The organism is Streptococcus sp. FDAARGOS_256 (assembly GCF_002289235.2).
GTDB lineage: Bacteria > Bacillota > Bacilli > Lactobacillales > Streptococcaceae > Streptococcus.
Genome location: NZ_NTGM02000001.1, coordinates 455,579 through 477,599, shown reverse-complemented (window position 1 = coordinate 477,599; position 22,021 = coordinate 455,579). Strand labels below are relative to the sequence as shown.

Annotated in this window: 21 protein-coding genes; 2 read left to right on the top strand and 19 right to left on the bottom strand. The window is 41.5% G+C overall.

Going from position 1 to position 22,021, the window contains the following annotated elements; genetic code table 11:
• Positions 1-29: 29 nt before the first annotated feature.
• From A6J84_RS02545 to gyrA, 14 genes are all read right to left on the bottom strand, one after another.
• Positions 30-758, bottom strand: a complete 729-nt coding sequence (locus A6J84_RS02545; protein WP_084943383.1) for a metallophosphoesterase family protein — start codon at positions 756-758, stop codon at positions 30-32.
• Positions 759-2,426, bottom strand: a complete 1,668-nt coding sequence (gene recN, locus A6J84_RS02540) for a DNA repair protein RecN (RefSeq protein ID WP_095725970.1) — start codon at positions 2,424-2,426, stop codon at positions 759-761.
• A gap of 6 nt (positions 2,427-2,432) precedes the next feature.
• Positions 2,433-2,864, bottom strand: coding sequence for an arginine repressor (locus A6J84_RS02535; protein ID WP_001034391.1), 432 nt, complete (start codon positions 2,862-2,864; stop codon positions 2,433-2,435).
• A complete protein-coding gene (locus A6J84_RS02530; protein WP_095725969.1) occupies positions 2,857-3,672 on the bottom strand; it encodes a TlyA family RNA methyltransferase in 816 nt (271 codons plus the stop codon). Before A6J84_RS02530 ends, A6J84_RS02535 begins: the two co-directional genes overlap by 8 nt.
• Entirely contained in the window at positions 3,665-4,540 is an 876-nt protein-coding gene (locus tag A6J84_RS02525; protein ID WP_095725968.1) for a polyprenyl synthetase family protein, read from the bottom strand. Before A6J84_RS02525 ends, A6J84_RS02530 begins: the two co-directional genes overlap by 8 nt.
• A complete protein-coding gene (locus A6J84_RS02520) occupies positions 4,537-4,749 on the bottom strand; it encodes an exodeoxyribonuclease VII small subunit (RefSeq protein WP_000043226.1) in 213 nt (70 codons plus the stop codon). Before A6J84_RS02520 ends, A6J84_RS02525 begins: the two co-directional genes overlap by 4 nt.
• Positions 4,727-6,067, bottom strand: a complete 1,341-nt coding sequence (gene xseA, locus A6J84_RS02515) for an exodeoxyribonuclease VII large subunit (protein ID WP_070657561.1) — start codon at positions 6,065-6,067, stop codon at positions 4,727-4,729. The genes A6J84_RS02520 and xseA overlap by 23 nt, the downstream gene beginning before the upstream one ends.
• Before the next feature lie 128 nt (positions 6,068-6,195).
• Positions 6,196-6,834, bottom strand: a complete 639-nt coding sequence (udk, locus tag A6J84_RS02510) for a uridine kinase (protein WP_049518807.1) — start codon at positions 6,832-6,834, stop codon at positions 6,196-6,198.
• Between the two features lie 113 nt (positions 6,835-6,947).
• Positions 6,948-7,826 (bottom strand): tRNA pseudouridine(55) synthase TruB, encoded by an 879-nt coding sequence (truB, locus tag A6J84_RS02505; RefSeq protein WP_025168842.1) that lies wholly within the window; start codon positions 7,824-7,826, stop codon positions 6,948-6,950.
• 11 nt (positions 7,827-7,837) lie between these two features.
• Positions 7,838-9,112, bottom strand: coding sequence for a DUF2130 domain-containing protein (locus tag A6J84_RS02500; RefSeq protein ID WP_049518808.1), 1,275 nt, complete (start codon positions 9,110-9,112; stop codon positions 7,838-7,840).
• A 94-nt stretch (positions 9,113-9,206) separates the two neighbouring features.
• Positions 9,207-10,487, bottom strand: coding sequence for an O-acetylhomoserine aminocarboxypropyltransferase/cysteine synthase family protein (locus tag A6J84_RS02495; protein ID WP_070684001.1), 1,281 nt, complete (start codon positions 10,485-10,487; stop codon positions 9,207-9,209).
• Between the two features lie 150 nt (positions 10,488-10,637).
• The gene (locus A6J84_RS02490; RefSeq protein ID WP_000254787.1) at positions 10,638-11,435 is read right to left on the bottom strand and encodes a formate/nitrite transporter family protein; all 798 of its coding nucleotides are present in this window, start codon (positions 11,433-11,435) and stop codon (positions 10,638-10,640) included.
• 198 nt (positions 11,436-11,633) lie between these two features.
• The gene (locus A6J84_RS02485; RefSeq protein ID WP_084857599.1) at positions 11,634-12,389 is read right to left on the bottom strand and encodes a class A sortase; all 756 of its coding nucleotides are present in this window, start codon (positions 12,387-12,389) and stop codon (positions 11,634-11,636) included.
• Entirely contained in the window at positions 12,389-14,857 is a 2,469-nt protein-coding gene (gene gyrA / locus A6J84_RS02480) for a DNA gyrase subunit A (RefSeq protein WP_095725967.1), read from the bottom strand. The genes A6J84_RS02485 and gyrA overlap by 1 nt, the downstream gene beginning before the upstream one ends.
• 194 nt (positions 14,858-15,051) lie before the next feature.
• Between gyrA and A6J84_RS02475 the strand changes: the two genes are divergently transcribed.
• Positions 15,052-16,038, top strand: coding sequence for an L-lactate dehydrogenase (locus tag A6J84_RS02475; RefSeq protein WP_000204722.1), 987 nt, complete (start codon positions 15,052-15,054; stop codon positions 16,036-16,038).
• Between the two features lie 131 nt (positions 16,039-16,169).
• On the opposite strand, the gene A6J84_RS02470 is transcribed toward A6J84_RS02475, so the two are convergent.
• Both A6J84_RS02470 and A6J84_RS02465 read right to left on the bottom strand, forming a co-directional pair.
• Positions 16,170-16,445, bottom strand: coding sequence for an HU family DNA-binding protein (locus A6J84_RS02470; protein WP_001284636.1), 276 nt, complete (start codon positions 16,443-16,445; stop codon positions 16,170-16,172).
• A gap of 107 nt (positions 16,446-16,552) precedes the next feature.
• Positions 16,553-17,389, bottom strand: coding sequence for a DegV family protein (locus A6J84_RS02465; RefSeq protein WP_000195456.1), 837 nt, complete (start codon positions 17,387-17,389; stop codon positions 16,553-16,555).
• A 141-nt stretch (positions 17,390-17,530) separates the two neighbouring features.
• Here A6J84_RS02465 and A6J84_RS02460 point away from each other — a divergent pair, with 141 nt between their 5' ends.
• Complete coding sequence (locus A6J84_RS02460) at positions 17,531-18,379, top strand: YitT family protein (protein WP_000619787.1); 849 nt, start codon at positions 17,531-17,533, stop codon at positions 18,377-18,379.
• A 22-nt stretch (positions 18,380-18,401) separates the two neighbouring features.
• On the opposite strand, the gene A6J84_RS02455 is transcribed toward A6J84_RS02460, so the two are convergent.
• The 3 genes from A6J84_RS02455 to sufB all read right to left on the bottom strand — a co-directional run bounded on the left by A6J84_RS02455 (position 18,402) and on the right by sufB (position 22,015).
• Complete coding sequence (locus tag A6J84_RS02455) at positions 18,402-19,799, bottom strand: APC family permease (RefSeq protein ID WP_095725966.1); 1,398 nt, start codon at positions 19,797-19,799, stop codon at positions 18,402-18,404.
• Between the two features lie 214 nt (positions 19,800-20,013).
• Positions 20,014-20,583, bottom strand: coding sequence for a hypothetical protein (locus tag A6J84_RS02450; protein WP_000506262.1), 570 nt, complete (start codon positions 20,581-20,583; stop codon positions 20,014-20,016).
• A gap of 19 nt (positions 20,584-20,602) precedes the next feature.
• Entirely contained in the window at positions 20,603-22,015 is a 1,413-nt protein-coding gene (sufB, locus tag A6J84_RS02445; RefSeq protein WP_000797056.1) for a Fe-S cluster assembly protein SufB, read from the bottom strand.
• Positions 22,016-22,021 lie beyond the last annotated feature (6 nt).

Here is a 22,021-nt window from a genome sequence, read left to right as displayed (position 1 = left end):
TTTGACAAGACCATACCCTGCTAGGAGTACTAATCTTCGGCAATAAAGCCATCATTTTCGATAAAGTGGTGTTCTGTCATTCCTTGGTCAGTAAAGACAATCCCATGAAGGACACCGCCATAGACAGCTCCTCCATCCATGCCAATCTTGCCATCCTCTGTTATCCAAAGCTCAGCAGTACCTCGGTCTTGCTTGAGCAAACCATAAACTGGTGTATGCCCAAATACAATAGTTTTTCCAGTATGATTTTCGGCTTCGTGGAATGGCTTTCTGAGCCAGACTTTCTTATAATCTGTGGTTTCATGCCAGTCTTCCAAGGTCAAGTCAATACCCGCATGAACAAAGATATACTTGTCTGTCTCCACCACAAATGGCATTTGACGAATAAATTCGACCAAGTCTGCCGCTTCTGTCGCAACCCGTTTGGCATCTTCTACGCCATCAACTGGCGCATCCAAGGGACGACCTAAAATAGAGTTAATAGTTGTATCTCCACCATTGCGACGATAATGGTCATAGCTTTCTTCTGGATCATCGAGCCAAGTCAGAAACATATACTCATGGTTTCCTGATAGACAGATAGCTCCATGATTGTCCACCAAATCTTTGACCATTTCTAGAACACGGCGACTATCCTCACCACGGTCAATCAAATCCCCCAGAAAAAGCAACTGAGTTTGACCATCCCAGGTTTTGAGCAGTTCTTCTAGCATACCTGCTTTCCCGTGAACATCTCCAATTACATAATAGTCTGTCATTTATTTCATCCTCGTTTGCAATAATTCTCTGGCTTGAGTAAGGGCAGCTTCTGTTACATTTTCCCCAGCCAACATTTTAGCTACTTCCTCTACTCGCTCTTCTAAAGTCAAAAGGCGAACCGTCGACACCGTAGAATGCTCATCGCTAATCTTCTCAATAAAGAATTGATAATCCGCGATGGCAATCACTTGTGGAAGGTGAGAAATAGCAAGAACCTGACCATGCTGACCAATCTTATGAATCTTCTGAGCAATGGCCTGAGCTACACGACCTGAAACTCCCGTATCCACCTCATCAAAGACAATACTGGTCTTGCCTTCCTTACGAGAAAAGGCTGACTTGATAGCCAACATAAGACGAGATAATTCCCCACCGGACGCAACTTTGACCAAAGGCTTAAAGTCCTCACCTGGGTTGGTGGAAATGTAAAATTCAACTGTTTCATTCCCCTCACGACTAAATTTGCCCTTACTAAAGCGAACCTGGAATTGTGCCTTCTCCATATAGAGGTCCTGAAGTTCTTGTTTAATCTCAGCCTCAAGCTGCTGGGCCAAATCATGACGAGCTGATGCAAGCTGACCTGCCAAATCAACAAGAGTGACTTCCAATTTCTTGAGCTCTGCTTCCATGTCTTCAGAAGAAAGATTATTTCCAGTCAAGAGATTGTACTCTTCCGTAATCTTGGCAAAATAAAGCAAAACGTCGTCCACAGTTCCACCATACTTGCGGGTAATAGTATTCAGAAGGTCTAAGCGATTTTCAACCTGCATGAGACGATTGCCATCAAAATCCAAGTCCTCAATAATATCTTCCAAACGCTTTGTAATATCTTCTAAAACATAGTAGGTCTCAGACAGAGAACTTGAAATTTCACGGTATTCAGGGTCGTATTCTTCAACACTTTCCATGTCATTCATGGCTGAACGGACATTAGCAAGACTGGAGAATTCCTCATTGTCCAGCATACTGTAGGCATTGGTTAGCGTATCCGCAATATTTTTATGATTGAGGAGTTTATCTCGTTCTTGGTTGAGAGCTAAGTCTTCACCAGCCTGTAAGTTCGCTGCCTCAATCTCTGCCATTTGAAATTCCAACATCTCAATACGAGCCTTATGTTCCTGCTGGTTTTTCTTGACTTCCAAAACCTGCTTGCGCATTTTGCGATAGGCATCAAAGCTCGTCTGATAGGTCTCCTTCAAGTCCAAGAAAGCAGCATCACCAAACTCATCCAACATCTGGATGTGCAGTTGAGGACGCATTAACTCCTCTTGGTCATGCTGACCATGGATATCCACAAGGTGTTGCCCAATGGCACGCAAGACAGAAAGATTGACCATCTGGCCATTCACGCGACTAACACTACGACCATTTTGCAAAATTTCCCGGCGGATGATAATCTCATCCCCCAATTCTAAACCTTGCTCATCAAAAAGTTCCTGTAAAAGGCGACTGTTTTCAACCGAGAAAAGCCCCTCAATCTCTGCCTTTGGCGCACCGTGACGAATAACATCTGTCGTTGCACGAGCCCCCAACATGAGATTCATAGCGTCGATAATAATAGACTTTCCAGCACCCGTTTCCCCAGTCAAAACAGTCATACCCTTTTCAAAATTGAGGGAAATCGCCTCAATAATGGCAAAGTTTTTTATCGAAATTTCAAGTAACATACTGACCTACCATTTTTTGACTTGTTCAACAATTTCTTCAGCTGCCTCTGCTGTTCTAGCTACAATTAAGATAGAATCATCGTCAGCTAGACAGCTAAAAATCTGTTCAGAAAATGCTTCAACCAACTGACTCTTCACAAAAATAGTATTTCCAGGGATGACAGAAAGGTTGATCATATTTCCCATTAACTCAGAACTCACAATATTGTCCTCAGCCAACTGCAAACTCTTGACGATTGATTTTGGCAACTCATAGATATAAGTATTGTTCTTCAAAGGAATTTTAACAATCCCAAGCTCCTTGATGTCCCTTGAGACAGTGGCTTGCGTAGCAGAAATACCTGCTTCCTTCAAATGCTCAACGATTTCTTCCTGAGTCCCGATTTGATAATCCGTAACAAATCTTCTAATTTTTTCAAGTCTCTCTTTTTTATTCATCTTTAAATTCTCTATGTGCTCTCTCTACAACTTTTTCTATTTCAGGGGCAACTTGATTACTTGCGCCCTCTTCCTTTTTCAAATATGCCAGAAATTCGATATTTCCATGTCCACCTTGGATGGGAGAAAAGTCTAATCCAAGCACTGAAAAACCTTGCTCAACTGCCATAGAAGTGACAGATTCAAGGACATGTTGATGAACCTTGGCATCGCGAATGATTCCATTCTTTCCAATCTGCTCACGACCTGCTTCAAACTGGGGCTTAACCAGAGCCACCACCTGCCCTTGATCTGCCAAGACACGGTGCAAGGCAGGTAAAATCAGACTGAGGGAAATGAAACTCACATCAATACTGGCAAAGCTTGGTTCCTGCTCAAAATCAGTCTTTTCAGCATAACGAAAATTAAACTGCTCCATGCTGACAACCCGTGGGTCTTGGCGTAATTTCCAAGCCAACTGATTGGTACCAACATCGACTGCAAAGACCAACTCAGCACCATTTTGCAACATGACATCAGTAAATCCTCCAGTGGAAGCCCCAATATCAATCGTGGTTGCTCCATCCACTGATAAATCAAAGACCTGCAAGGCCTTCTCTAGTTTTAGACCACCTCGACTGACATACTTGAGTTTTTCACCCTTGAGTTTTAGTTCAGTATCATCTGGGATTTTCTCTCCTGGTTTGTCAAATCGTTCTCCATTAAGGACTGCTACGACTAGTCCAGCCATGACACCGCGCTTGGCCTGTTCTCGCGTTTCAAACAAGCCCTGTTTATAAGCTAGTACATCCACTCTTTCCTTAGCCATTGATTCTCAAACTTTCTACTACTTTCACAATCGGCGCTGTTTCAAAGCTGACTTGCTGGGCAATTTGTTCTAATTTAGCCTCGGCTTGATCCAAAGTTTGGTTACAAAAGGCAATGGCCTCCTCCAAACCCAACAAGGCAGGATAGGTTGACTTTTCTGCCTGTAAATCCTTTTGCGGCGTCTTGCCAATTTCCTCAAAACTAGCAGTCACATCCAGCACATCATCTCTGACTTGAAAGGCCAGTCCGATCAAGTCACCCACATTCTTCAGTTTTGCTTGTAATTCTGGTGCTAATTCTGCTATGATAGCTGCTGCTTGGAAAGGATAGGCTAGTAATTTTCCTGTTTTATTAGCATGAATAGTTTGTAATTCTTCCAAAGACAAATGTTGGTGTTCGCCTTCCATATCTAAAACCTGCCCTGCTACCATGCCCAGACTTCCTGAAGCAAGGGATAAGTTGGCAATCAAGTCCACCTTAATCTGACTTGGCAAATCTGCCTGCGCTATCAAAGCATAGGGGTCTAGGAACAAGGCATCTCCTGCCAAAATTGCCATCGCTTCACCGAATTTCTTATGATTGGTCAAACGCCCCCGACGATAATCATCATCATCCATGGCTGGAAGATCATCGTGAATCAAGCTCCCTGTATGAATCATTTCCAAGGCCGCAGCCACCTGCGCGTGTGCTGGTTTAATAGCGACTTGCAAGGCTTCCAGAACCTCTAACAAGAGAAAAGGTCGAATACGCTTGCCACCAGCATGAACGGAATAGAGAACAGACTCTCGCAAACTAGAGGCAAACTGCTGGTCTCCATAAAAATCTTCCAAGGCAGACTCGACAAGAGCTAATTTTTCTTGCTTCTTCATTCAAAATCACTTTCTGTCCCGTCTTCTTGCATGACCTTAACCAAGGTCTTTTCAGCCTTGTCTAACGTCGCTTGGAGCTCTTTTGACAAGACCATTCCCTTTTGAAAGGCAGCAATCGCATCTTCCAGAGCGATTTCACCATTTTCTAAACTTTGGACAATGGTCTCCAGTTCTGCTAAATTTTCCTCAAATTTCTTTTGTTTTGACATCTTTAACCTCTAATTCTACTTGACCATCTCGCATCAAAAGCGTCACTTGGTCTTTTTTATTCAACATCTCAACCGAATCTACTACTGACTCTTCTTTTTTGACAATTGCATAACCACGCGCCACGATTCGACTGGTATCCAACATCAGTAGAGCTTCTGAAAGTCTCTTGACTTCAGCAACCTTGGCATCATAAACCAGCGCCATTTGGCTACGTAGGAGCTTGTCCAACTGACCTAAACGGTCTTGATAACGCTGGATTTTGGTTATAGGTGATAATTGGACTAGTTGATGCGTCCTTGCTTGGACTAGCTGTTTATTATCAGAAATCCGTGTTCGCAAACTTTGTTTTAATCGCAGTTGTAGTTGATCTAACCGTTGCAAATATCCATCGTACAAGCGCTCTGGCTGTCTAAAGATGACTGACTGACTGCATTTTTTCAGAGCTTCTTGTTTCTTAGATAGGACATTTCGGACTGCTGTTGCCATTCGTTTTTCTTGATTTTGTAAATGGCTCAAGAGATCCAACTTGGTCACAGGCGTTGCCAATTCAGCCGCAGCTGTTGGCGTCGCAGCACGACGATCGGCCACAAAGTCCGCCAAGGTCACATCTGTCTCATGCCCAACACTAGAAATAACTGGCAAACGAGATTCAAAAATAGCCCGTACCACAATCTCTTCGTTAAAGGCCCAGAGATCCTCGATGGAACCACCACCGCGACCAATGATGAGAACATCTAGGTCCTCACGTTGATTGGCACGCGCAATATTTCGAGCAATTTCCTCCGCAGCTCCATCACCTTGCACCTTAGTCGGATAGAGAAGAATGCCAACACCTGGAAAGCGTCTGCTGACGGTCGTGATAATATCTCGAATAACAGCTCCACTGCGACTGGTTACCACACCGATTCGCTTAGCAAACTGGGGAAGAGGTTGCTTGAATCTCTCTTGAAATAGACCTTCTTCCGTCAATTTTTTCTTAAGTTGTTCAAACTGAATCGCTAGCGCCCCAACCCCATCAGGCTCAGCTTTTTCAATGATGATAGAGTAACTACCGCTTGGTTCATAGACCTGCACACGCCCAATTACATTGATCTTCATTCCTTCTTCCAGGTCGAAACCTAATTTTTGATAAATCCCTGACCAGATGGTCGCTTGAATAACTGCATGGTCATCTTTTAAGGAGAAATATTGGTGAGTAGGTCGTTTACGAAAGTTGGAAACTTGACCAGTTAAATAGACCCGTTCCAAGTAAGGGTCTTTATCGAATTTCATTTTCAGATACTTGGTCAAAGTTGTTACCGATAAATACTTTTCCATCTCCACCTACTATTCATTTTCTTGCTTTTCCATGGGTATTATTATACCAAAAACATGCTTAAAAATCACCTTTTTCCTACTGAAACTAAAGGAAAAATAGAAAAAGGAGGCTAGGCCTCCTCATCTGATTATTTACTGTTTCGCGCTTCTTCCAAAATCTTAGAAATTTTGGTGGTCAAAAGGTCGATAGCAACTGTATTGCTAACCCCTTCAGGAATGACGAGATCCGCATAACGCTTGGTCGGCTCGATAAACTGGTGATACATAGGTTTAACTACACCTAAGTACTGGTCAATAACGCTATCTAAACTACGGCCACGCTCTTCCATATCACGCTTGATACGACGAATAATACGCACATCATCATCTGTATCCACAAAAATCTTGATATCCATCAAATCGCGCAGGCGCTTGTCCTCCAAGACCAAAATCCCCTCAACGATAAAGACATCTTGAGGCTCCTGACGATAGGTCTTGCTACTCCGTGTATGCGCTGTATAGTCATAAGTCGGGATGTCCACCGGACGCCCTGCCAACAATTCCTTAATCTGCTCAATCATCAAGTCTGTATCAAAGGCAAATGGATGGTCGTAGTTGGTTTTGACACGCTCTTCAAAGGTCAAGTGAGACTGATCCTTGTAGTAAGAATCATGCTCAATCATGGAAATCTTTTCATCAGGAAAATGCGATAAAATGGCTCTTGAAACACTGGTCTTACCACCACCAGAACCACCTGTCACTCCGATAATGATTGGTCTATTTTGCATGCTATCCTCCGTTTTTTTATCCGACGTCTATTTTATCACATTTTTTACAAAATTTATAGTCTGATTTTGGATAGATTATGGATAACAATTCTAATACTTTCACTCCAGTTAGACTAGCCGAAAACCTTCCTTGGTTTGTAGAGATTGCCTCTTTTTTCTAAAATGGCTAGCAATTTATCCCCCTCAAAGGCAGCCAATTCTTGGTCTGTTTGGTCTAACTCAATAAAACGACCAAATCGCACTTCTGTAGCCTCTTCTGGACTTAGGAAAACTTTAACAAGATCCCCCGTACCAATCTCTAGAGGATGGAGAAAGTCCAGTTGACCAGCCTCCACTTTTGCAGCAATTTCATTCAAAGTCAAGGCATCTTCTAACTGTAAACCTGCTGCACTCGTCCGAGTCAAATGGGACATATGGGCCGCATAACCCAGCTTCTCTCCCAAATCAACTGACAAGGTACGGATATAAGTCCCCTTACTACATTTCACACGAAATGTAAAACGTGCGAGGTGATCCTCATAAGAAATCGGACTAGTCCGCTCAAATTGATAAATAGCCACCTGACGTTCTGGACGCTCCACTTCCTGACCAGCACGCGCATACTCATAGAGCTTGCGACCATTGACCTTGACAGCCGAGTACATCGGTGGAATCTGAGTGATAGGCCCAGTCAGACTAGCAATCGCTTCATCGACAATGGTTTCATCCAAGAGCGACAAAACAGGAGTCTCTGCGACCACTTCTCCACTAGCATCCTCGGTCGTTGTTGAATAACCTAGAGTGATTTCCCCCTCATAGACCTTGCCCTCGTCCTGCATAAACTCGACCATGCGTGTCGCCTTACCAACCGCAATGGGCAAAACACCCACCACATCCGGATCCAAGGTCCCACCATGACCGATTTTCTTTGTCCCCAAAATCTTACGCAGCTTAAAAACCGCATCATGCGAAGTCATCCCCGCTTCTTTTTTTAAGTTGATAATACCGTTCATGTGTTTTTTCCTCACTCTCCCTTCAGCGCTTCGAACTTCGCTTTCATGGTTGGATTTTTTCGGGTCAATTTTTTAACTGAAACATCTTCCAGTTTGTTATTAGCGAGGCGGAGTTGGTTTTCAGATGTGGTTAGGAACTTTTTGACTTCCTCCATCCGTTTGATGGCCTTGTCGATTTCATCGATTGCTTTTCCAAAGTTGGTCGAAGCAGAGTTGTAGTTTTTGGCAAAAGCTACTTTGAAGGCATCCAAGTCTTCTTCAAAATGGGTAATATCGATATTTTGCTCCCGAACTAAGGCCAACTCTTGCTTATATTTCAAAGAATTAAGCGCAGCATTACGTAAGAGACCAATCAACTGAATAAAGAACTGAGGACGAACCACATACATCTTTTCATACTCGTGACTGACGTCAACAATCCCTGTGTTAAAGTAGTCATTATCTGCTTCTAACATAGTCACCAAAACGGCATATTCACAGTTCTTCTCCCGACGATCCTTGTCCAATTCTTTGTAAAAATCTACATTCTTGTGCTTCTTCTCAGTCCCATCCGCTTCATTTTTCATCTCAAACATAATGGAAATGAATTCTAGACCATTTTCATCAAAATCACGGAAGATAAAGTCCCCCTTAGACCCACGCGCAGAGACCTTGTTATCCTTCTCAAAGTAGGCATTTGGAAAGGCAAAACTACGAACCTTGTTAAACTCACTCTCTGCATACTGTTCCAAACTTTCCCCGATAGCTTTTGTGGATTGTTGGGCTTTGAAATTCTTATAGAACTCGACCTGTTCACTAGCTGCCTTGAGCTGAGCTTCGTAATTTTTCTTAACAGAAGCCAAAGATAACTCATTTTCCTTTTCCTGCAAGAGGAGCTGATTTTTGACCTGATCGCGTTCTTTTTCTAAGTCAGAAAGGGTCTTTTGCAGTTGATTTTCATGCTCTAAACGCAAGGTAGCCAATTGGTTTTCCAAGGCCTGTACTTCCTTGTCCTTTGCCAATAAAGCCTGATGACTTGTCTGCTCAACTTCTTTCTTAGCTAACTCTTTCTCTGTATCAAAGTTTTGGATTTGACTCTGTAATTGCGCAATTTCTTGATCCTTCTGAGCCAGTTTAGTCTGTTGCTCATTCATGGCCTTTTGCTCAGCTAAGGCCAGCTCCTGCTTCATTCGATCGTGCAGTTCCTTATCAAACTCAGCCGTTCTCACTTGGGATAAGAGTTCGGCATACTGACTCTCATTTACTGTAAAGACTTCCCCACAGTTGGGACATTTGATTTCGTTCATAACTTTCCTCTTTCTAAACTTCTGTAACCATTATATCATGCCTGAGGGAAAATCAAAAACAGTGAGTCGAAACCCACTGTTTATATCTTTTACTTTAAATTTTTTCCAAGGCTAAACGCAAATCTTCAATCAAATCCTCTACATTTTCAAGACCGATAGACAAGCGGATTTGGTTTGGTGTTACACCTGCTGCTTCTAGATCTTTTTCTGACAACTGACCGTGAGTGGTTGTCGCAGGATGGACAACAAGAGATTTGGCATCTGCCACGTTTGCAAGGTCAGAGAAGATTTCCAAATTATCAATTACCTTGCGAGCTTCTGCCTCTCCGCCTTTAACATGGAAGGTAAAGATTGAACCAACACCTTTTGGCAAATATTTCTCAGCCAAGGCATGATATGGACTGTCAGCTAGTTTTGGATAATTTACCTTCTCTACCTTAGGATGATTTACAAGGAAATCAACAATTTTCTCTGCATTTTGCACGTGACGTTCCACACGAAGAGAGAGAGTTTCAAGCCCTTGAAGCAAGAGAAAGGCATTAAATGGCGACAAGGCAGCACCTGTATCACGAAGCAATTGAACACGAACAGCGATAATAAAGGCTGCCGCACCCACATCACGAGTATAGCTCAAGTTATGGTAACTTGGGTCTTCCTCAACAAATTGAGGGAATTTCCCTGAAGCCTCCCAGTCAAAACGACCACTATCAACAATCACTCCACCAATAGTCGTACCATGCCCACCGATAAACTTAGTTGCTGAGTGAATGGAAATATCTACACCGTGAGAGAAGACGTTAATCAAATATGGTGTGGCAAAAGTGTTGTCCGAAACGAGAGGAATCTTGTGTTTATGCGCAATCTCAGCCAATTTTTCTAAGTCAGGAATGTTAATTAAGGGGTTCCCCAAGGTTTCAATCAAGACAAGTTTGGTATTGTCACCGATAGCTGCTTCCACTTCCTCCAAATTATCCACATCCACAAAGGTTGTTGTGATTCCATAACGAGGAAGGGTTTCTTTCAAGAGATTGAAAGTACCACCGTAAATAGTTGACGCAGCCACCACATGGTCACCTGCGTGAGCAAGCGCCAAAATAGTGTAGGTTACAGCAGCCATACCTGATGCTGTCGCTAGTGCTCCAACACCACCTTCAAGAGCTGCGATTCTTTCTTCAAATGCCGCTGTTGTAGGGTTGGTAATACGAGTATAGATATTGCCAGGTTTTCTCAAAGCAAACAAATCGGCACCTTCTTGCGTGTCATCAAAAACAAAGGATGTTGTTTGATAAATCGGTACTGCACGAGATTTAGTCGCTGGATCAACTACTTGTCCAGCATGTAATTGTAGAGTTTCAAATTTAAAATCACGAGTCATAAGACGACCTCCAAATAGCTTCATTAGGGATATTGTATCATCTTAGGCTAGCCTTTTCCAATACCGTTTTTCTATATTTTGATATAAGGAATAACTATGGCTAGTCTTACACATCAAACAAAAAAGCACGATATAACTCGTGCCCGTTTTTTAATCTACATAAGTATCTTCGTTTTTATTGAGGAAGGCGTATGGCAAGCCCATCAAGAGACCTCCTCCGATAAAGTTCCCGACAAAGGTTACACCCCAGTGACGAAGAATATTAGGTATGTCAAAGTTAGCAATTGAATCAGCAGCAACACTAAACTTAACAATCGCAAAAGAAGCAAAGTTCGCAGCAATGTGTTCGTTTGTTAAGAATACAAACATGTAAATTGCTGACAAAACAAGCCAAAGTTTGGCGCCACCGTCTTTCACCAAAACAAATGAAAGAATGGCAATGTTTACAAAGATATTGGCTAAAATACCTTCAAGTAAGACTAACTCATTGGAACGACCTAACTTCATCTCTACAACCCCTGAAATGAAGCTATCATGTGTTAGATTTGCATAGGCTGCTGAGTGGGCAAAGCCCCAACCTGCTATCAAAGCTCCGATAAGGTTGAACAAGGTACAGTAAAGTAAAATCTCAGCTGTTTTTCTCCAAGAGATTTTTTTCAAGAAACTACCAGCTGTCAAAAACATCATATTCGAAGTTACCAGCTCAGCATTCAAGAAAACAATGTAGGCCAATCCCCAAGCAAAAACAAATGGGAAGAGGAAACGTCCACTACCTGGAGCAATTTTATTTATCAAGTCAGCCCCAACCGCACCCGCAGCCGTACTAAATGTTAAAAAGGCACCTGCAAACATGGAACGAATCGCATACTTAAACTTACTTTGGCTATAAAGACTCTCTTTCTTCTTACAAGCAAATTCAATCTTTGAAATAAATTCTGAAGAGACCATAAAAAACTCCTAAACTTTTATTTGTGATAATTATAACATAATTCTTGTTTTCTAGAAAGCGTTTTCCGTAAATTTCTAAAATATTTATCTTAAAAATCTTTATCCTAAGCCTTCTTATCCTTTTTCATACGAACTATTTTGATCCTATTTGTTGACATAAAAAACCAGTGAAATAGCACTTCACTGGTTCATTCATTCTTAATAACGTTGTCTATACGGTTGATTAAAGGCCTTCAAAATATCCTCAGAAGTCTCAGAATAAGCTTTTGATTCTTTAAAGATTCCTTTGACGATTATACGCTCGGTCGCATTATAATCAACACAGGTAACCAAAGTAATCTCCTTTACGCCGTCACGATCTTCAATTTCATCTACACGGTCAGGTGTGACACGTTTAACTTCTGTAATCTCATAAGTATAAACTTTATCCTTATCCGTCAGGTAAATTTTCATACCTGCTTTGGCATTGACCAAAGGTGAGAAGAGCATTTGACTGGCATTTTCAGCAGTAAAGATATGGTGACTAGCTAGAGAATAGTTCCCTTCTCCCATTCTTTGGTCTGGTTTCATGGTCCCTGCTCCGTAGAACAAGTTTACATTATCCAACCCTTTGAAAATAGGGAGATTAATCTCCACTTCGGGAATAGCAATACCTCCAATGACGGGAAGTTTCTGAGCATCCCATTGTGAAGCCAATACAGCTTCAGATGAAATAGACTTAACAGAGTCAAAATCAAAATTTCCTTCGGTTTTTAGATTTTCATCTATATTTTCCTTAGTGACTTGATTGACTTGGTATTTATTGGTATTCCAGACCAAAAAGATATCACGAATCTTTGAATTAAAAATCAAAGCTAGCGATAAAAGAATTAAGAAACCCGCTAAAATATTGATAAATAGATTTCTGCGCTTGTTTTTCTTACTCTTTTTATTTTTCGTTTTTTTATGAGACATTATGCTTCACCTTCTGTTTCAATTTCAGTCCCAACTTCTTCTTTTTCTGCCGCAGCAACCGTTGTAAAGGTCACAATCTTAGCATCCTGATCTAGACGCATCACCTTAACTCCCATAGTTGAGCGTCCAGTTTGTGAAATATTGGCAACGTTAGTACGGATCATGATACCTGTATCTGTGATAATCATCAGGTCTTCATCTCCCTTAACAGTGAGGAGACCTGCCAGAGGACCATTCTTCTCAGCAACATTGGCAGTTTTCATCCCTTTACCACCACGGCCTTTAGTAGGATATTCAGTAGCTAGTGTACGTTTACCATATCCTTTTTCAGTGATGATAAGAACTTCGTCTTGGTTTGTAATCACGCTAGCACCAACTACTGTGTCACCCTCACGAAGATTGACTCCTCGGACACCTGTCGCGATACGGCTCATGCCACGAACAGCTGATTGATTAAAGCGAACGGCATAACCAAACTTGGTACCTATGATAATATCCATATCTTCTTCTGTCAGCAAGACATTAATCAATTCGTCTTCATCCTTAAGATTCAAAGCTTTAAGTCCATTTTGACGAATATTAGCGAACTCTTTGACACTGGTTCTCTTCACGACACCATGACGAGTTGTAAAGAAGAGATAAGCGTCATCACTACGTTCAGACTCAACGTTGATGATGGTCTGAATACTCTCACCTTCGTCCAACTTCAATAGATTGACAACTGGCAAGCCCTTAGCAGTACGACCGTATTCAGGGATTTCATAACCTTTTAGTCGGTATACGCGTCCTTTATTGGTAAAGAAGAGCAGATGATCATGGGTGCTGGTTGAAACCAACTCACGCACAAAGTCATCATCCTTAACTCCCGTACCTTGAACTCCACGGCCACCACGTTTTTGAGCAGTGAATTCACCTTGGTCCAAACGTTTGATATAGCCCTTATTAGAAAGGGTAATCAAGACATCCGTTTCTTCAATCAAATCTTCATCTTCAAGAGTTAAGACTTCTCCGACCATCAACTCCGTACGACGCTTGTCACCAAACTTGCGTTTGACTTCGTCCAATTCCTCTTTGATAATTTGCGCCACGCGTTCAGGTTTGGCAAGAATATCAGCCAAATCTGCAATCAAGGCAATCAACTCATCATATTCAGACTGAATCTTATCACGTTCCAATCCTGTCAAACGACGAAGACGCATATCAAGGATGGCTTGACTTTGACGTTCAGAAAGCTTGAACTTGCTCATCAACTCAGCTTGTGCTTCGGCATCTGTTTCACTTGCACGAATGATACGAATCACTTCATCGATATGGTCAAGTGCAATTAAAAGACCTTCTAAGATGTGCGCACGCGCTTCTGCTTTTTCCTTGTCAAAACGAGTACGGCGAACAACCACTTCTTTTTGGTGTTCGATATAAGCATCCAAAATTTGACGAAGGGACAAGATTTTTGGCACACCATTTTGAATCGCCAACATGTTGAAACCAAAATTGGTTTGCATCTGGGTCATCTTGAAGAGGTTGTTAAGGATAACGTTGGCAGACGCGTCGCGTTTAACCTCGATTACAAAGCGGACGCCTTCACGGTTGGACTCATCACGTACGGCTGTAATGCCCTCAATTCGTTTTTCCTGAACCAAGCGAACAATATGCTCATGCACCTTGGTTTTATTAACCATATAAGGGAATTCCGTTACAACGATACGCTCACGACTCGTCTTAGTGGTTTCAATCTCTGTACGAGAACGAAGAACGATTGAACCTTTACCAGTCTCATAAGCCTTATGAATACCTGATTTCCCCATAACAAGAGCACCAGTCGGAAAATCTGGACCAGGCAAGACTTCCATCAAGTCCTTAGTCGTCACTTCAGGATTATCCATAACCAACTTCACTGCATCAATGGTTTCACCCAAGTTGTGAGGTGGAATATTGGTTGCCATCCCAACAGCGATACCCGTTGCTCCATTGACCAAAAGGTTTGGAAAACGAGCAGGCAAAACCAAGGGTTCACGTTCGTTAGCATCGTAGTTATCTACGAAATCAACTGTGTTTTTATTGATGTCACGAAGCATTTCCAGAGCAATCTTGCTCATACGTGCCTCAGTGTACCGCTGCGCGGCAGCACCGTCCCCGTCCATAGAACCAAAGTTTCCATGCCCATCAACAAGCATGTAACGGTAGCTCCACCACTGGGCCATACGAACCATAGCTTCATAGATAGAGGAATCTCCGTGTGGGTGGTATTTACCCATAACATCCCCTGTAATACGGGCTGACTTTTTATGAGGTTTGTCTGGTGTAACACCTAGTTCATTCATTCCGTATAGAATACGACGGTGAACAGGTTTTAAGCCATCTCGAACATCAGGAAGGGCCCGCGCAACGATAACGCTCATGGCGTAGTCGATAAAGCTGGTCTTCATCTCCTTTGTCAGATTGACATTCACTAAATTTCTATCCTGCATTCATAAATGCCTCATTTCACTATTAGTAATTAGATATATTATACCATAATTTGTCCTTCATTTCAGTCTTTGAAAACCACTAAAACGTTTACATCGATGACCGAATAGAATATTCGTGACAAAGCTTTTCAAAAGTGATAGAATGAAATTGTCTGGGGATTCCCCTAAAAAAAAATGAAGGAGATGTTTAGATAATGACTTCAACTAAACAACACAAAAAAGTGATCCTTGTTGGTGACGGTGCCGTAGGTTCATCTTACGCTTTCGCACTTGTTAACCAAGGAATTGCACAAGAGCTTGGAATTATCGAAATTCCACAATTACACGAAAAAGCTGTTGGTGATGCGCTTGACCTTAGCCACGCCCTTGCCTTCACTTCACCTAAAAAAATCTACGCTGCTCAATACTCTGACTGTGCAGACGCTGACCTTGTTGTTATTACTGCAGGTGCTCCTCAAAAACCAGGTGAAACTCGCCTTGACCTTGTAGGTAAAAACTTGGCTATCAACAAATCAATCGTAACACAAGTTGTTGAATCAGGTTTCGATGGTATCTTCCTTGTTGCAGCTAACCCAGTTGACGTTTTGACTTACTCAACTTGGAAATTCTCTGGATTCCCTAAAGAACGTGTTATCGGTTCAGGTACTTCACTTGACTCAGCACGTTTCCGTCAAGCACTTGCTGAAAAATTGGATGTTGATGCTCGTTCCGTTCACGCCTACATCATGGGTGAACACGGAGATTCTGAATTTGCGGTTTGGTCACATGCTAACATCGCTGGTGTAAACCTTGAGGAATTCCTTAAAGACACTCAAAACGTTCAAGAAGCTGAATTGATTGAATTGTTCGAAGGTGTTCGTGACGCTGCTTACACAATCATTAACAAAAAAGGAGCTACATACTACGGTATCGCAGTAGCACTTGCTCGTATCACAAAAGCAATCCTTGATGACGAAAATGCAGTACTTCCACTTTCAGTCTTCCAAGAAGGTCAATACGGTGTTAAAAACGTCTTTATCGGTCAACCAGCTGTTGTTGGTGCACACGGTATTGTTCGTCCAGTAAACATTCCATTGAACGACGCTGAAACTCAAAAAATGCAAGCATCTGCTAAAGAATTGCAAGCTATCATTGATGAAGCATGGAAAAACCCTGAATTCCAAGCAGCTTCTAAAAACTAATGAAAAGAAGGTTCTCAAACATGGGAACCTTTTTCTTTTTGCACAGAATCATAACTCAACTTTTCAAATAAACAAAAAAAGCCTATCGACCAAGCAATGAAGCTTGATACAATAGGCTTTTTGAAAATTCATTATTTAACAGCGTCTTTAAGAGCTTTACCAGCTTTGAATGCTGGTACTTTAGAAGCTGCGATTTTGATTTCTTTACCAGTTTGTGGGTTGCGACCTTTACGTGCAGCACGCTCACGAACTTCAAAGTTACCGAAACCGATCAATTGAACTTTTTCACCAGCTGCAAGGTATTCAGTTACTGCTGCAAATACAGCGTCAACTGCTGCTGCTGAATCTTTCTTAGTCAATTCTGTAGCTTCTGCTACTTTAGCGATCAAATCTTGTTTGTTTGCCATGTTAACAAATCCTCCAAATAATTTCTAATTAACAAATATAATCATATCCTAAAATCGGCTATAGGTCAAGTCAAAAACACTATTTTGACCATTTTTTCTCTATTTTTTTAGGAATTGTAGCGAATTAGAATTGCCCAAGCATTCTCTCCAGTATGAGTTTGAATAATAGAGCCAGTTTCCAATACAGAGATTGGCTTCTCAACATAAGGTTGCAATAATGCCTTCATCTCATTCGCCCATTCGTTCGTTCCAGCATAGGAAATTCCAATTTCTGCAACTGATTTTTGGGAAAGAGTATTGGTTAATTCCTCAAGCCACTTTTTGAAAGTTTTCGCTCCACGTCCTTTGGCGATTGGTTGGAGTTCGTGGTTTTTCATCTGCATTACTACACGAATATTCAAGAGTGAGCTTAGTAATCCTGTCACACGTCCAATACGACCACCCTTAACTAAGTTTTCTAGCGTCGAAACACCGATATAAAGTTCTGTATGATTTTTGACGTCCTCTACATGAGCTAAGATCGTTTCTAAGTCTTTACCCTCTTTAGCAAGTTTTGCGGCTTCAACAACTTGGAACTTCATCGCTTGATCTGTAAAGGAACTATCAATAACTGTTACATCAGCAGTTGAGAGACTTGCCCCTTGGCGAGCAGCTTCCACAGTTCCAGACAAGGCATGGGACATGTGAATGGCGATAATTTGACTGCCATCTTTACCTAGTTCTTCAAAGACCTCAGCAAACACTCCTACAGGTGGCTGGCTTGTTTTAGGCAGATTCTTACTTTGTTGCATAAGATGAAGGAATTCTCCCTCTTTCAAATCTGCATCCGAATAAAGCACACTATCAATCATAACTGATAGAGGGACAACAGTGATATTTAATTCTTTAACTACTTCTGGTTCGATAGTAACAGAAGAGTCCGTTACAATTTTTACTTGTGTCATAATTCAATCTTTCTATTCTTTTCGATAGGATTGGGATTTTCTCCTTTATTATATCAAAAAAATGATAAAAAATCATAAGTGATCCGATGAAAAGAACTGAATTTTTGGTATAATCTATCTATAGAAAAGTGAGGAACAGCCATGATTCGAAAACTTCAACCGATTATCACCATTATTCTTGGAGCCGCTATCTATGCCTTCGGCCTTACCTACTTTGTTGTTCCTTATCATTTATTTGAGGGAGGGGCGACAGGTATTACCTTGATTACCTACTATCTTTTTAAGATTCCTGTCTCATTGATGAACCTCTTAATCAATATCCCTTTATTTATCCTGGCTTGGAAGATATTTGGACCTAAGACCCTCTACTCCAGTCTTTTAGGATCTATTTCACTTTCCGTTTGGCTAGCAATCTTTGAGCGCATTCCTTTGCACATCGACTTGCAAGGGGATCTCATCATTGTCGCTTTAGTCTCAGGAGTCTTACTAGGGGTTGGTTTAGGAATTATCTTTAATGCTGGTGGAACCACTGGTGGCTCTGATATCGTTGCCCGTATCCTCAACAAATACACCAATATTTCGATTGGGAAATTGCTTTTTGGGATTGACTTTTTTATCCTAATGTTGATTTTGATTATCTTCCAAGATCTTCGTCTAGTTACCTATACCCTCTTATTTGACTTTATCATCGCTCGTGTTATCGACTTGATCGGCGAAGGAGGTTATGCTGGTAAAGGATTTATGATTATTACCCAATATCCTGATCAATTGGCCAAAGAGATTAACGATGAACTCGGACGTGGAGTTACCTTTATATCTGGTCAAGGCTACTACAGCAAAAAGGATTTAAAAATTATCTACTGTATCGTCGGTCGAAACGAAATCGTTAAAATGAAAGATATGATTCACAAAATTGATCCTCAAGCCTTTATCACCATCACTGAGGCTCATGAAATTCTGGGTGAAGGATTTACTTATGTGAAAGATTAAAAAAGCTGGGAATTCCCAGCTTTTATTCTTCTTCTGCGAGGGTTGAATGGCGGAACCCGTAAGTAAAGTAAATAACTAGACCAACTAGAAGAGCGATGCCAAAGGCAATCCAGGTATCTAGACTATATTGAAGCATAAAGGAAACACAGATAAGAATGGAAAGAATTGGCAAAAGTGGCACCAAGGGTGTTTTAAACTCTCCCTCTTTTGGCATACCCTTATCCTTTCTGAGTTTTATTATTCCGTAGGCTAGCAAAATGAGATAAGCTAGCGTACAGATATTTAAGAAGGCTGCAATACTAGCTAGAGGAAAGACTCCTGCAGCAATGGCTGAAGCAACTCCTGTTAAAAGGGTCGCATTTTTAGGAACGCGACTAGTCTTGCTTAATTGTTTGAAACTTTGAGGTAAAAGTCCATCACGCGCTAAGCTATAAATCATCCGAGATAAAGCATAAGTCATAGAGATACATACGGTTATCAGGGTTAGAATGGCTACAAGCGAAACATAATTTGCTGCCCAGCCGATACCAATACTCCGTAATGAAAATGCTACTGCATCGTCCACATTGAGCTTACTGTAGTGAACAATCCCTGTCAATACTAAGGTTACCAAGGCATAGAGAATGGTGACGATTGTTAGAGAAAGCACAATTCCGCGAGGAATATTTTTTTGCGGACTTTGAATTTCATCAACTGCTATGGAAATTGACTCAAATCCGAGAAAACCAAAGAACATCAAAGATGCGCCCGCTATAATCCCAGTACTTCCACCATATAGTTGACCAAAGCCAAAAGGAGCAAAATTCGACCAATTTTCTGGCTTGATGTACCAAATACCAACTAGGATAAATAAGGCTAGAGCTGAGAATTTCAAGACCACTAAAAGCGAATTAAATCTCAAAGCTGCCTTAGAATTTAATAAAACCAATCCCGTTACCAATGTCAGTACTAAAATAGGTAGAAGATCGATATAGGTACCTTGTTCAGGGTTAAAGGTTCCATTCAAGGCTTGGGGCATGGAGATACCATAATTACTGAGCAATCCCTTAAAGTAAGCTGCCCAGCCAGACGCCACACCTGAAACAGCCGTCATGAATTCCATGATGGTCAGCCAACCAGCAATCCAGGCTGGCAATTCTCCTAGAATTGCATAGAGGTAACTATAAGCACCACCAGTAGCAGGCACACGAGAGGCAAATTCTGCGAAAAAGAGAGCTGAAAGAGAAACACACAGGGCAGAAATTACAATGGAAATCACTAGTGATGGACCAGCTAGGGTAGCCGCTGCTGTTCCTGTAATGGTGAAAATCCCTGTCCCCACCATGGCACCAATCCCTAGAAGAATCAAATCCCACAACTTCAAATGGCGGTGCATCTCTGTCTGTCTCAGACTAACATCCTTGGTTCTAAAAATATTCATACTTCATCTCCACTAAATGTAATTGTTTTATTTTACCATATAAAAGCAGTTTTGTGAATATTTATTAGGTCCTTTTTTGAAAAAAATTCTGAACAGAAAGGATTCCTGTTCAGAATTTGCATTTTTACCCACTGATTCTTTCAATTTGTTACTGATCAAGCGAGTAGGCTCAACAGTATACTCCATTGAAAGTTTTTTAGGGATTTGGGATTTTTTAAACTTCAAAGTAAGGGAACGGACGGTCACTATCTAAAGGACGATTGGGAACTTCTTGTTCCAAAATAGCGCGCCAACCTGATACCAATTCTTCAAAAGTCAATTGGGCTTCTGGAGAAGCTGTTGTCAGCTTCCGACCAAACCAAGCCATGGTTGCAGTTTCAAACTGAAGCATAGCGTACTGGATTACTGGTACATTTGCCTCTTCATAATTTTCATTTACTGCACGCGCTACTTCTGCCGCTTGCGGAAGGAGTTGATTGCTGATTTTATCAACAACAGTCGCATCCATCTCTCTCCATGAAAGAAGTTGACCATTTACCTGATAAAAGAGCTCAAAGGTTTCTTGATTTTCCTTGAAATTAGTAAGAACAAAAGCACGTTCCACGGCCTCAGGACCACCAGCAGCTTTTACAGCGTTTATCAAGAGGTTTTGTTCCATTTGTCGCCAATAATCATCTGCTTCTTCTGCTAAATCAATTGTAAAAGGTGGAACAATTTCCTCGACAGGAATTTCACCTTTATTCGCTTTTTCAACATTACCGAATAATTTTTTTAAAAATCCCATTTGCTTCTCCTTTTTGGATTTATCCGACTGAACCTTCCATTTCATAGCTAATCAAGCGGTTCAGCTCAACTGCGTATTCCATTGGAAGTTCTTTAGTGAAGGGCTCTACAAATCCCATAACGATCATCTCAGTAGCTTCAGATTCTGACAAACCACGACTCATCAGGTAGTAGAGTTGTTCCTCTGAAATCTTAGATACCTTGGCCTCGTGTTCCAAAGCAACTTGCGAGTTGTGAATTTCATTAAACGGAATGGTATCTGACGCTGATAAGTCATCCATGATAATGGTATCACACTCGATGTGAGAAACAGATTTCTTAGAGTTCTTGTTAAAGGTTACTTGTCCACGATAGTCCACCTTTCCTCCGCCTTTAGCAATGGATTTAGACACGATAGACGAGCTTGTATGTGGAGCGTTGTGGATCATCTTGGCACCCGTATCTTGGTGTTGCCCTGCATTGGCAAAGGCGATAGAGAGCATGGTTCCACGCGCTCCTTCTCCATCAAGGTAAACAGACGGGTATTTCATGGTTGTTTTAGCACCCAAGTTACCATCAATCCACTCAACAGTCGCATCTTTCAAAGCTTTGGCACGTTTTGTTACCAAGTTATAGACATTATCAGACCAGTTTTGGATGGTTGTATAACGCATATAAGCTCCGTCCAAAGCGAAAATTTCTACAATGGCAGCGTGCAAGCTGTTACTTGAATAAGTTGGCGCTGTACAGCCTTCTACGTAGTGGACGCTTGCTCCTTCATCAACAATAATCAAGGTACGTTCGAACTGACCTGTATTTTCGTTGTTGATACGGAAGTAGGTTTGAAGTGGAATATCTACCTTGACACCTTTTGGCACGTAGATAAAGGTTCCACCCGACCATACTGCAGAGTTGAGGGCTGCCAACTTGTTATCAGTCGGTGGTACCAACTTCGCAAAGTATTGTTTAAACAAGTCTGGGTATTCCTTGAGGGCAGAATCCGTATCTGTAAAGATAATACCCAATTTCTGGAACTCTTCCTTCATGTTATGGTAAACCACTTCTGACTCATACTGGGCAGAAGCTCCTGCTAGATAAGCACGCTCAGCTTCTGGAATCCCAATACGTTCAAAGGTTTCTTTGATTTTCTCAGGTACATCATCCCAAGAACGGGCTGGTTTATCAGATGGTTTTTGGTAATAGATCAAGTCATCAAAGTCAATCTCTGACAAGTCTGCTCCCCAGGTTTGCATAGGCATTTTTTTGAAGGTTTCATAAGACTTCAAACGGAATTCTAACATCCACTCAGGTTCTCCCTTAGCAGCTGATAATTCGCGAATGACTTCTTCGTTCAATCCTTTTCCTGTCGATAGGACAGGCTCTACATCGTCATGGAAACCAAATTTATATTCACCAAGGTCAATTGGTTTTGGTTCTACTCTTTCTTCAGCCATAATATC

Excerpts from the sequence above, each read along its gene's own strand:
- A6J84_RS02545 (WP_084943383.1), bottom strand. The coding sequence starts at position 758 with ATGACAGACTATTATGTAATTGGAGATGTTCACGGGAAAGCAGGTATG.
- recN (WP_095725970.1), bottom strand. The coding sequence starts at position 2,426 with ATGTTACTTGAAATTTCGATAAAAAACTTTGCCATTATTGAGGCGATT.
- A6J84_RS02535 (WP_001034391.1), bottom strand. The coding sequence starts at position 2,864 with ATGAATAAAAAAGAGAGACTTGAAAAAATTAGAAGATTTGTTACGGAT.
- A6J84_RS02530 (WP_095725969.1), bottom strand. The coding sequence starts at position 3,672 with ATGGCTAAGGAAAGAGTGGATGTACTAGCTTATAAACAGGGCTTGTTT.
- A6J84_RS02525 (WP_095725968.1), bottom strand. The coding sequence starts at position 4,540 with ATGAAGAAGCAAGAAAAATTAGCTCTTGTCGAGTCTGCCTTGGAAGAT.
- A6J84_RS02520 (WP_000043226.1), bottom strand. The coding sequence starts at position 4,749 with ATGTCAAAACAAAAGAAATTTGAGGAAAATTTAGCAGAACTGGAGACC.
- xseA (WP_070657561.1), bottom strand. The coding sequence starts at position 6,067 with ATGGAAAAGTATTTATCGGTAACAACTTTGACCAAGTATCTGAAAATG.
- udk (WP_049518807.1), bottom strand. The coding sequence starts at position 6,834 with ATGCAAAATAGACCAATCATTATCGGAGTGACAGGTGGTTCTGGTGGT.
- truB (WP_025168842.1), bottom strand. The coding sequence starts at position 7,826 with ATGAACGGTATTATCAACTTAAAAAAAGAAGCGGGGATGACTTCGCAT.
- A6J84_RS02500 (WP_049518808.1), bottom strand. The coding sequence starts at position 9,112 with ATGAACGAAATCAAATGTCCCAACTGTGGGGAAGTCTTTACAGTAAAT.
- A6J84_RS02495 (WP_070684001.1), bottom strand. The coding sequence starts at position 10,487 with ATGACTCGTGATTTTAAATTTGAAACTCTACAATTACATGCTGGACAA.
- A6J84_RS02490 (WP_000254787.1), bottom strand. The coding sequence starts at position 11,435 with ATGGTCTCTTCAGAATTTATTTCAAAGATTGAATTTGCTTGTAAGAAG.
- A6J84_RS02485 (WP_084857599.1), bottom strand. The coding sequence starts at position 12,389 with ATGTCTCATAAAAAAACGAAAAATAAAAAGAGTAAGAAAAACAAGCGC.
- gyrA (WP_095725967.1), bottom strand. The coding sequence starts at position 14,857 with ATGCAGGATAGAAATTTAGTGAATGTCAATCTGACAAAGGAGATGAAG.
- A6J84_RS02475 (WP_000204722.1), top strand. The coding sequence starts at position 15,052 with ATGACTTCAACTAAACAACACAAAAAAGTGATCCTTGTTGGTGACGGT.
- A6J84_RS02470 (WP_001284636.1), bottom strand. The coding sequence starts at position 16,445 with ATGGCAAACAAACAAGATTTGATCGCTAAAGTAGCAGAAGCTACAGAA.
- A6J84_RS02465 (WP_000195456.1), bottom strand. The coding sequence starts at position 17,389 with ATGACACAAGTAAAAATTGTAACGGACTCTTCTGTTACTATCGAACCA.
- A6J84_RS02460 (WP_000619787.1), top strand. The coding sequence starts at position 17,531 with ATGATTCGAAAACTTCAACCGATTATCACCATTATTCTTGGAGCCGCT.
- A6J84_RS02455 (WP_095725966.1), bottom strand. The coding sequence starts at position 19,799 with ATGAATATTTTTAGAACCAAGGATGTTAGTCTGAGACAGACAGAGATG.
- A6J84_RS02450 (WP_000506262.1), bottom strand. The coding sequence starts at position 20,583 with ATGGGATTTTTAAAAAAATTATTCGGTAATGTTGAAAAAGCGAATAAA.
- sufB (WP_000797056.1), bottom strand. The coding sequence starts at position 22,015 with ATGGCTGAAGAAAGAGTAGAACCAAAACCAATTGACCTTGGTGAATAT.